Source organism: uncultured Candidatus Kuenenia sp., from assembly GCF_900696675.1.
Taxonomy (GTDB): domain Bacteria; phylum Planctomycetota; class Brocadiia; order Brocadiales; family Brocadiaceae; genus Kuenenia; species Kuenenia stuttgartiensis_A.
The window spans coordinates 1-10,894 of sequence record NZ_CAADGZ010000117.1 but is presented as its reverse complement, the minus strand read 5'-3'; the positions used below and the strand labels follow the sequence as shown (position 1 = coordinate 10,894).

General features: G+C 37.6%; 9 protein-coding genes. All 9 read left to right on the top strand.

The window, feature by feature from the left end; translation table 11 throughout:
- The first annotated feature begins 29 nt into the window (after positions 1-29).
- The 9 genes from QZT26_RS14040 (at position 30) to QZT26_RS14000 (ending at position 10,298) form a co-directional block, all read left to right on the top strand.
- A complete protein-coding gene (locus tag QZT26_RS14040; RefSeq protein WP_295102995.1) occupies positions 30-662 on the top strand; it encodes a hypothetical protein in 633 nt (210 codons plus the stop codon).
- 639 nt (positions 663-1,301) lie between these two features.
- Entirely contained in the window at positions 1,302-1,751 is a 450-nt protein-coding gene (locus QZT26_RS14035) for a PIN domain-containing protein (protein ID WP_164994342.1), read from the top strand.
- A complete protein-coding gene (locus QZT26_RS14030) occupies positions 1,741-1,971 on the top strand; it encodes a hypothetical protein (protein WP_164994341.1) in 231 nt (76 codons plus the stop codon). Before QZT26_RS14035 ends, QZT26_RS14030 begins: the two co-directional genes overlap by 11 nt.
- Positions 1,972-2,935: 964 nt before the next feature.
- Positions 2,936-3,616 carry a PIG-L deacetylase family protein gene (locus QZT26_RS14025; protein WP_164994340.1) on the top strand — a complete coding sequence of 227 codons (681 nt, stop codon included), beginning with the start codon at positions 2,936-2,938 and terminating at the stop codon, positions 3,614-3,616.
- 352 nt (positions 3,617-3,968) lie between these two features.
- Entirely contained in the window at positions 3,969-8,243 is a 4,275-nt protein-coding gene (locus QZT26_RS14020; protein ID WP_295102988.1) for a sulfotransferase, read from the top strand.
- 98 nt (positions 8,244-8,341) lie between these two features.
- Positions 8,342-8,539, top strand: a complete 198-nt coding sequence (locus QZT26_RS14015) for a glycosyltransferase (protein ID WP_295102986.1) — start codon at positions 8,342-8,344, stop codon at positions 8,537-8,539.
- A 290-nt stretch (positions 8,540-8,829) separates the two neighbouring features.
- Entirely contained in the window at positions 8,830-9,063 is a 234-nt protein-coding gene (locus tag QZT26_RS14010; protein WP_099327027.1) for a hypothetical protein, read from the top strand.
- Positions 9,054-9,200, top strand: a complete 147-nt coding sequence (locus QZT26_RS14005) for a hypothetical protein (RefSeq protein ID WP_157820509.1) — start codon at positions 9,054-9,056, stop codon at positions 9,198-9,200. Before QZT26_RS14010 ends, QZT26_RS14005 begins: the two co-directional genes overlap by 10 nt.
- A 69-nt stretch (positions 9,201-9,269) precedes the next feature.
- Entirely contained in the window at positions 9,270-10,298 is a 1,029-nt protein-coding gene (locus tag QZT26_RS14000; protein ID WP_295102981.1) for an Rpn family recombination-promoting nuclease/putative transposase, read from the top strand.
- Positions 10,299-10,894: the final 596 nt, after the last annotated feature.

The window sequence follows — 10,894 nt, the reverse complement described above, 5'->3', positions numbered from 1 at the left end:
TAAGGCGAAACTGACTATGAGAAAGGCTTATGGTTATAAATCTCTGGAATGCCTGCAAACAGCCTTGTATCATACTCTTGGTAATTTGCCGGAACCAATACTTACCCACAGATTCTGCGGATGAGGCATTTTTCTTAAACCTTGTTGGCGTATCTGTAACTGTTCTCTTTGTGTCGTCACGACAGCCTATTCGCAGCTTTTCGGATATTAGACAAAATTCTATTCTTGGTGCCATTTTAGGTAAAAAGGTAATGCGAATTTTCTTAGAGCGATTTCCACGATTAAGTCGCATATTTGATTTTAGAAAATTCAACGACAACGTGAGATTCGATGATTTCTTTCGTTCAGGGATATTTAGTGGCGAAGGATTTGAACATTTTTGTCGTAATATGGCAGAGATAATGCCTGATTTAGGTACAAATCGAAGTGAATATCTTTCAAAGCGTGATATTGAGAACTGGTTCAGGGGTGACTTAAGTAGGCATATGATCGAAGTAGCAATATCTGATACAGATATCAAAGAAATACGTCAGGCAATTTCTAAGGACGATGAGTTTATACTCGTGTTTAATGATAATAGATTACACTCAGTGGTCTCCGTTTGCTTCTTGATAAGAGATATGTCAAGAAAAGTATTGGATAACATAGTAGAAAAGAAATAGTAAATTGTCGTATAATAACGGTTTTCAGCGTCTTGCGGGATCGTGCGTGATTTCCAAATCTTGTGCCGCATCAAACTTTATACTGTTAATCAAGTTCTGTGCGCTGAAAATCCCGCAACCACTGAAATCAAGCGTTAAGATTAATACTTGTTTTGGAGAGTACATGACATTTTTAAAGTATTTTAAGTCAATAAGACCTGCAATTGATATTCTTGCATATAGTTAAACAAATATGATTTTAGAATATTTACACACCCCTAAACCCCCTCTTTTTAGAGGAGGCTTCAGGCTTTCCTCTCTAAAAAGAGGGGGTTTAGCGGAGCTGAAGAGGTGTGTATTACATACTGCGTTATCCTGAATTTCCAAAAGTTGATTTGTTTGGCTATAACTAGCCTTTTATTATTATTATTATGCCCATGGAATAGAGATAACGAGATGAGTCCTTCATTTTTCAGAGAAAGAGGGTATAGATTTTATTTTCTTAAGATACGAAGGTAAGCCGGCTTTGAGGTGAAGATTTTTATAGAAAAAACAGAGGGATTGCACTTCTGGAGGTTTTCAATCCACACGACAAATTCTTCAAAGAAACCTTATGTTTGGGTTCAGGATTCAGGTTATAATAGGAGGTTATTGTAAAAAGTGAAGGTATACTTAGATACCAGCGCCTTAAATAGAATATTTGATGACCAATCTCAGCCGAAGATATACTTAGAGGCAACATCTATGTTGTTGCTCTTTATGCTCATTGATTGTCAGAATGTTGAAATTGTATCTTCTGATGTATTGCTGTTTGAGAATGCTACTAATCCGTATGAGGAACGAAGCGTATTTGTGAGTTTTGTTCTTCAAAAAGCCGATTGTACTCAATCAGTTGATGCTGAAATATTATCAAGATCGCAAGAAATAGAAAAATGTGGTCTCAAAGGTATGGATGCTTTACATATAGCTTGTGCAGAGAAGTTAAAAGTAGACTTTTTTATTACGTGTGACGATAAAATACTCAAAAGATATAAAGGATCGGTTAATGTGCAAAACCCCATAGATTTTATTATAAATATTTTAAGAAAAGAGGAAAATAATGGGAACTAGAATGAAATCTCTTCCAAATGTTGGGTCTTTAAAAAATGAAGTTGTAGAAACAATCATAAAAAACTTGGGAATGACTAAAGCTGCCTTTTTTTTTAGAGAAAAATTATCTCAAGAGACAGATTACCTTAAAATTAAAGATGAGTTGTTTGGAGATAAAACTTCTGCTGAACTTTATACCGAAATTTGTGAGTGGAAAGCTGAGAAAGTAACGAAAAAGTAAACGATATTAAGAGAAAGATAATAGTTCACCGCAAAAGCTTGTCCTGATATTAGGAAGGAACGTAAAGAACTCAAAGTTATAAAGAAAGGTTCAAGTCTCACGCAAAGACGCGAAGAGTGCAAAGAAAAGCGGAATAGGATAGCATGGGTGAAAATCAAATTTGTTTACCGTTACTAAAAACTGAGGTTTGCATTTATGGAGGTATTCAATCCACACGACAAATTCTTCAAAGAGACCTAATGTTTGGGTTCAGGGTTTGAGGATCAGAGGATTAGAGAAAGATGAAGATTGAGAGGTTTGAAGACATTGAGGCATGGTAGTTGGCGCGTGAATTAATCCTGCGGAAATAACCCGTGGTGCCATAGGTGGGTTTATCAACTATCTCAGGGAATATGAAGAAAGCAAAACAACCAGCCCTGAACCCTGTGAACGGTTATCTATTTTTTTGACAGCATGTATATTTTTTAGACACTTTTGCCCCATATTTTCCTGCTTACGTAAGATTTTTCCACTTTATTCATAAAAAATTGCGAGATTTTTATTTTACACGGAGCACGGAGGCCATGGAGAAATCGTTATAAATATATTTTTGTAACCGTTCACCGTTCCGGGTTGCCCTTATCCTTATTTGTCAACATGGGATAGTTACTTGCCATAAAATATTATTGCTGCCTGTTTGCGCTTGCCTGTGCGTTGTATGCAGACAGACCTGCATACCCGCACGCAAACCGAAAAACCCCGAACCCCGAACCCTGTGAACGGTTATATATATTTCTTGTAACTTATTATTTTATGAGACTTAACACTTACCATATACCTACTGTATTCTACAAACTGCATCCTGCGTCCTGCCTTCTGTATTCTATCTCCCATATTTGGTATTAAAGTTGCTAAATTTAGAATTACAATGCAATAACAGCTTTACTCCTTCAGGTAGTTCTTTACTTTTTGGTTAAGAAGAAAAATGAACAAAAAGGTTCTTATTATTGCCGCACATCCTGATGACGAAATCCTTGGTTGTGGCAGTACTATTGCGAGGTTGGTTCGTGAAGGCCATGAGGCTTATACACTTATATTAGGCGAGGGCATAACCTCAAGGGACGAAAAAAGGAACAGGGCTAAAAGACAGAAGGCTATAGGAAATTTAAAGGGACAAATACAAAAAGCTAACAAAGCGATTGGAGTTGAAAAAGTTTTTACGTTTGATTTTCCTGATAATAGGTTTGATTCAGTGCCATTACTGGACATTGTGAAAGTGATAGAAGATATTAAAGGGAAAATAAAACCTGATACAGTTTTCACCCATTATGAAAAGGATTTAAATATTGATCATCAGATTACCTATAGAGCGGTTTTAACGGCCTCAAGGCCGCTGCCTGATGAGACTATAAAAGAAATATATTCGTTTGAGGTTCCTTCTTCCACGGAATGGAATTATCCATTAAGTTTTTCACCGGACGTGTTTTTTGACGTCTCAGAAACCATAGATTTAAAACTGAAAGCGATGGCCGAATATAAATCAGAGCTTAGAGATTATCCGCATCCACGCTCATTAGAGGGCATTAAACAGAACGCACAATTATGGGGGATAAAGTCAGGATTGAAATACGCTGAGGCTTTTAAGGCAGTAAGGATAATAAAATAATTAGCAAAAAGGGCAATATTTAGTTTAAACGAATTACATATGCTTCATTAGTTGATGCAATGAATGCATTATTCAGATCATTAAATTTTTTTGAATAAAATGTAAAATGTCTACTATACTCTAAACGGTTGAGATTTTAACTTTTTCCAAAAGACTTAAATTTCATGTCCACAGAGCTTTGCGGCTGGGATTATGCCAAAAATAAAAGTTAAATTCTAACCCGTTTGGAGTATAAACTTGGTTTGGGATTTACAAAGGAAAGACTTTTAAAAACGTATATTCGCATAACCCGTAGAAAATCGACTCCTACCTGAATGAACTTGATCATATTGTGCTTTGAAAGAGAATTCTCATGAAAACTGTCTGTTTTGTAATTAATCAACATGACGCTAACTGGTTAGCAGAATACTGGAATAACCATATTGGGAAAGAGGAAATATCTGTCATTGCCTCTTCTTTTGAAGGGCGAATAACTGCACAATCTCTGAATATCCCATACAAAAGTTATGAGGAAAATGCCTGGGCGGTAGACAAAGCTAAAATCTTTGATCAGGCACGTCGGCAAGCCTATTACTGGCATCAACTTCCGGAATTAAAATCAAATCCTTATCTGGAAGCGGTGAGAACCTTCAAAGATTATCCGCTGTTGGTAATACACCACCCAACATTTTTCCAGTCCTTTCAGGAAATTCTCCAATCATACACGTTCATAAAAAAAATTATTCAAAAGGAAAACCCTGACAGAATTATTGTTGGTAAACAAGAAAACCCTTTTGATAATGAGGCACAACCCCCTTTTAATAGCACCATGTTAAACATATTAACATCGAGCAATGGATTGGAACATGAAGCGCTAAAAATGCTGGCTATAAGTAAGAATATTGAAATTGTCGTGAAGGAAATACAGACACGTGTACGGAATACGGCTGTTGCAGATGTTCCAGTTCCTTCGTCAAAGGAAATCGTTTGGGACTCGAGGTTAACTGGTCCAAAAATATTAGTATTTACCTGGGGAGGGTATTATTTTCAGCAGATATCGGAGACGTTTGGTTGTTTACTAGAAGGCAAATCAAGGATAGGTGTGGTCATAGTAGGTGATAAATTAGCGCCTGATGAAGAGAGGGAATTGAAACAAAAGAATATATACGTTACCTACAAGTCTGATTGGCCCGTTAAAAATGAAGCTGAACTATTGTTTGAATGGAAAAGCAAAGGTGAAGGCGCATTTGAAAGCATTTCAGAAAACAGAGAGTTGAGGGACTATTTTTCAGATGCTTTTGGTTCATATTTCCAGGGATTAGCGAGAGAAGCCATTAAAGCGAATCTCACCAAATATATCCCCTATACGGTAAGGGAGCTTTTGCGTTCAGAGAATATCATTCATACCTTTAATCCAGATGTTGTTGTTGCGCACTTTGCCTGGCATCCTTGGGAATCCACAGACGTTCTTCCTGCTAGGCTGTCTGGTATTCCTACGCTAACAATGGGACACGGGATTTCAGCTTCAATGATAGCACCAATAGATACTTTCTCATCTGAATATTATGCCGCTAATGGGATTGCATATAAAGAGGCATTAACGAAATCACAAGGTTGTTCAGATGATTCCATCGCACTTGTTGGTAATTGCAGGTTTGACAAAATCAAAGTAACGAACTCAAATATGAAGGAAATAAAAAAGGCTTTTGGCCTGAATCCTGAATCCCCTGTATGCATATTTTGTGACTCAAGTGGCTGGTCTCATGCGTTTGAAAAACGACATTCAGTGTTTAAAACCATAGAACAAATATTGGCACTAAAAAATATATTTCCGGAATTGCAAATTGTTTACAGGATTCACCACGGCTTAAGTAGCGGTAATTTTATGAAAAGAATCTTCGACAATACAAAAATTCCAGGATTCATTTTTCAGATTTCTCCTTCACCTCTTTTCACAGACATTGTTCAGGCGGCCGACTTTGTAATTGCACATCACACTAGCGCAATAGCAGAAGCTTTGTTAAGTGGCGTTAGGGTAATTTATCTAACAGCGCTTTCTTCCATTATTGAACGGGATCATTACTGTTGTGATGCGGTAAAAATCGCAGATAACTTTGAGATTTTGCCCAATATTATTAATAAATTTCTCAATAACCAGGTCTCAAAAGAAGACGTAAGGGTGATGGCACAACCTTATTTCGAAAAATTACTGAACGGGTGTGATGGAAAGTCCAACAACCGGCTTTCCCGTCTTATATTGAAACTGACTGAAATACCCGAAAATCAAAGGGAAAAAGGATTCTGTGATTGGATTAAAAGAATTGAGGCATCCTGCGAATTTAAGATTGGGCAAACAAATAGCATTCAACCTAATAAAGGTGACTCCAAGGTTTCAAAATCCAATGACACCACAAATGTGGCAACAGAGAAAGCAAAAACAAAAAGTGACTATACAGGACATAATCTAGTTTTTATCGTTGGCTGTCCGCGTAGCGGCACCACATGGTTGCAGAGACTTCTTGCATGCCATCCCAAAATTAGATCGGGACAGGAATCGGATGTGTTTGATATGTTCATAGGACCTCAGTTGCGAGCATGGCGTAGTCTTTTGAATTATAAGCTTAGTAGGAGACCCGTAGGTTTAACAAGCTATTTAAGAGAAACTGAATACCTCTCCGCTTTGAGACAATACATGATGAATTTAATAGAACCTATGATAGGTAATCTTCAGAAAGATGAAATATTTGTTGAGAAAACACCTTCACATGCCCTGTACATCCCAGAGATTATTGAAATGCTTCCGGGAAGTCGTATTATTCATATCCTGAGAGATGTACGTGATGTAGTTGCTTCCCTTTTGGCCGCTTCGAAATCATGGGGTAACTACTGGGCTCCAAAGGATGCTAAAGCAGCTACACAGATGTGGGTACAACATGTTCGGGCAGTTAGAGAATCTGCAAGAAATATAACAGGGTCTCAGTTTTTCGAACTCTATTACGAAGACCTGAGTGCGGCAACAGAAAACGTATTACGTGACCTATGTATGTTTTTGGGTTTAGAATGGGACGAAAAAGGAATTGCTGCCGCCATAGAAAATAATCGTTTAGAAATTGCCAAAAAAACGGCGGGAACGGTTATTCCTGTTGGAGGGGAACTTGCTTCTCTGTTAGGCCCTATCACGAAAGAACCAGAAGGATTTGTACGAAAAGGACGCCCTGGATCATGGAAGGAAGATTTATACGAACAAGAACTACTGCTGATATCACAGGTTGCCGGAAATACCATGGAAGAAGTGGGATATAGCTGGAATGACCCTGAAGAATTGCAAAGTTGCACAAAGAAGAGAATGGGTTACTATAACCAGATGAGACGGATTGAAAATAATGTTGAATCACTAGTAACGATGATTAAAAAATTACGAGATGATGGATATTTGGAAAAGGCTGCTTTTGACACTGAACAGGCATTAAAAAAATATCCGTGCTCCCTTGATTTGCATAACTTAAAAGCTGAACTAGAAATACAAAAAGGAAATATCAAGGAAGGAAAACAAATTCTCCTAGAACTCATAAAGTATTTCCCTGATAACATAGAAACATTGAACAATCTAGGTATTGTTTCCGTTTATGAAGAAAATCTGAATTCGGCAGTAGAATTTTTCAAGTACGTATTAATACTGGACTCAGGCAATAAAGTCGCTCTCGAAAATCTCTCTCATATCGGGGAAAAATGTTCGATATCCGACAATTTGCATTTTAAATCATCTGACATTATATCTAAAGATATTTATAAGAATGCCTATCCATTACACAATTTTCATAACATTCCGAAAGAATTAAGACAATCATATTATGATCATACGAAGGATCCATTATCCAACATAGATTATTATAAAGCCTTAAAAGACAGGTTGGTCTCGCTTAATGTAATAGTTGAAGAAAGGGAGATAGATATTAATGATTTTGAACAATGGTTGAATGAATTTTCAGAGATTAAAAACCATTACCAAAATCATGGCGATGTCTTTATAGAGAAGTGCCTGGAACACTATTTAACGTATCGTTATTTAAATATTTCTCAAGATGATGTTTTTATTGATATAGCCGCATCGGGAAGCCCGTGGGCAGAAGTTTTAAATTTTAGAGGAATAAAGTCATACCGGTTGGATATGACGTACCCTGGTGGTTTCAATGGGATCAATATTGGGGCGGATGCAAGTAATTCCGGCCTTCCTGAAGGTTTTTGCAGCGCACTGGCTTTGCATTGTGCGTTTGAATGTTTCATGGGCGATGCAGATATCAGATTTGCAAAAGAAGCGAGTAGGATTTTAAAAATAAATGGACGGTATGCTATCGCACCTCTTTATTTAGAGGATACTTACTTTGTTTCAACAAGTCCATTATGTGATCAGAAAAATATAACAATTGAAAAAGAGGCGTTAAAAGTCTGGCGTGACGATGAGTATAAGGTGCCTTTTGATCGTTTTTATTCTCCTGAAGCATTCAAACAACGAGTTTATTCTCATATTCCGGAAAACATGGATACCATGGTGTTATATTTTAACAACCTGGAATACTTAAATAAATATTATAAAGGGCAAAGAATATACTGTTTTTTTATGTTCTACGGGAAGAAAAGAGTAAATTAGAATAGCAACTCCAAAACTCCAAAACTTGAGAACTTAAATAACTATTTTACGTCATGAAACAAATTTTACCTAAATTGCCAACAAAAGTGGAAAATGCAATGAACGTTTCAGTAATAATCCCAACACGGAATCGGGCAAAAGACCTCAAAGTTGCTTTACCCCCGCTTCTCAATCAGGATTACCCCATATTAGAATACGAAATCATTGTAGTGGATGACGGCTCAACGGGCAACACAAGAGAGATAACAGAACGGGCTGCATTATTAAATAAAAATAATATCAGATATATATATTAGCCAGAACCCGGGCTCCTATCCGGCAGACATTGAGGGGCATCGGAAGCAAAGGGAGAAATTCTTGTCTTTGTCGATGATGGTATTGAGGCGGTCAACGGGTGGTTATCGTCAATAATGGCGGAATTCGAAAATGAGCCAGTTCACATGTGGTTGGAGGTACCAGTCTTCCCAGGTATGAAGTTGACCCTCCCAAATGGATCGATAAATATTGTTCCTGGAAAGATGATCAATTAACATGCGGCTCACTGAGTCTCCTAAATAAGGGAAAAGAAAGGAAAAGGAAATATACAATGACTACTAAAAAGGAATCACTTACTTATAATGACTATGTAAGGGGAATTCAAGATCTAAGACCAGAGGATCAATTAAGTTTAGTTGAAATCATCTCTGCCGGGCTGAAAAAAACTCTTATGAAAAAAAGGGCTAAACATAGAATTACTGAAATTGAAGGATTGGGGGCAGACATTTGGAAAGGCATCGATGCGCAGGAATATGTTCGTAAGGAGAGAGAATCTTGGGATTAATTGATGAACGAAACATTTGCCGGTTTGAGGAATATCCCGCCAGCATCCTTGCCGGCGGGAGGTCAGGCGCAGGGATGCTCCTGATACTATGCACACAACTATGCCGTGTTATGGCAATGTTTTGCCCCTTACATTAATGCGGCATATCGTTATTGTCGGAATTTTTCAAAAAGTTAAAGTGTTGCAATATTACAGAAAGATCATCAATGGAAATAATCAATCCACACGACAAATTCTTCAAAGAGACATTTTCCATCCGGGAAAATGTAATCGATTTCCTTAGTGGTACATTTCCCTCAAAAATCCTGAAAAAACTGGATTTGTCCACTTTAACACAGGATAATAACTCATATATCGACGAAGAACACAAAGAACATTTCTCAGACATTGTATACACCTGTTTCTGTAAAGACAAAGAACTCCGGATAACCCTTTTATTCGAGCACAAGAGTTATGCCGTAGCATGTCCGTATCTGCAGTTGATGAAATACCTTTTAAAGATATGGGAATCAAACAACAAGCAGGCGCAAAGACTCATGCCGGTAATTCCGGTGATATTATATCACGGCAAAGATACGTGGAAAGCAAGAAGGTTCAGAGACTATTTTGAAGGGATAGACGAGGAATTTTTAAGAGTTATACCGGAATTTGAATATCTGCTGACAGACCTGAGTAGTTACAGCAATGAGGAAATAAAGGACAGGGTATTTAGAAGGGCATCCCTCCAAATAACCATGTTATTGATGAGGAACATATATAATGACAAAATTCTGGGAGACAAGCTAAAGGTATTCTTTGAAATAGGGAGGCAGTATTTTGAAGAGGAAGGAGGGGTAAAATTTCTGGAAAGTGTAATCAGGTATTTGTACTATGCATCGGATATAGAGGAAGAACGGGTAATAGACACCTTAAAAGAGATATCAGAGGAAGGAGGTAAATTAAGTATGACAATAGCGGCGAGATTAATAGAAAAGGGTAAAATAACCGGTAGGATGGAAGGTCGGATGGAAGGCAGGGAGGAAGGCAGAGCGGAAGGTGCGATAGAGGGCGAGAGGAAGGGAAGGATAGAGGGTCTAATAGAGGCGATAGAGATAGGTTTGGAGCTAAAGTATGGAGTTAACGGTTTAAGGCTTCTGGAGCGTATCAGGAAAATAGCCGTGATAGAGAAGCTGGAGTCAATAAAAGAGGCGGTAAAGATATCAAAGAATATGGAGGAAATTGAAAAATTGCTCTAAATTTTTGAGAGACCATATTTGTAACTATTCAGCGTAAACGATACGCGGCTCGTTCCCAAACCTTGTACTGAACATAGTGAAGTATCTGGCTCGAAAATAAGACTACAAAAAATAGCTCAAGTACAGGTACCGCAATATGATATGGCTATAAAACCATTTTCATCGTTTCTGGGTGTTGCAAATGCAACATGATGACTGTTTGGGAATGAAATTGCACTGGAAAACTCTGTTTCCAGTGAGGGTTTGACTTGACAAATTATAAACTGTCTGAATCATGTGATTTTATTCCCTATCTATCAACAGACAGGCGAGAAACCGGAGTTTGGGAACGAGTTGCGCTTTGCACTCCGGTAGTTTGTAACAGTTCACTCTTTCCGGATTGTCTTGGTATTTGAAAAGTACCCACCCCTAGCCCCATAAGCGCTAACTTGTTTTATTGACAAATTTTATTCATCATGGTATTTTTATATTAATTATCCCGCTAATCACTCTATAGGAGGATAAAGCCATGATGAGAGAAGATTGGGATCTTCTAAGAACTTTCTTCCCAAACGATTGGAAAAGTTTAGCCGTTGATACAAATGCTTTAAAAGGCT

What these genes read in the sequence shown, in the direction of transcription:
- QZT26_RS14040 (WP_295102995.1), top strand. Translation starts at nt 30, where the DNA reads ATGGTTATAAATCTCTGGAATGCCTGCAAACAGCCTTGTATCATACTC.
- QZT26_RS14030 (WP_164994341.1), top strand. Translation starts at nt 1,741, where the DNA reads ATGGGAACTAGAATGAAATCTCTTCCAAATGTTGGGTCTTTAAAAAAT.
- QZT26_RS14025 (WP_164994340.1), top strand. Translation starts at nt 2,936, where the DNA reads ATGAACAAAAAGGTTCTTATTATTGCCGCACATCCTGATGACGAAATC.
- QZT26_RS14020 (WP_295102988.1), top strand. Translation starts at nt 3,969, where the DNA reads ATGAAAACTGTCTGTTTTGTAATTAATCAACATGACGCTAACTGGTTA.
- QZT26_RS14015 (WP_295102986.1), top strand. Translation starts at nt 8,342, where the DNA reads ATGAACGTTTCAGTAATAATCCCAACACGGAATCGGGCAAAAGACCTC.
- QZT26_RS14010 (WP_099327027.1), top strand. Translation starts at nt 8,830, where the DNA reads ATGACTACTAAAAAGGAATCACTTACTTATAATGACTATGTAAGGGGA.
- QZT26_RS14000 (WP_295102981.1), top strand. Translation starts at nt 9,270, where the DNA reads ATGGAAATAATCAATCCACACGACAAATTCTTCAAAGAGACATTTTCC.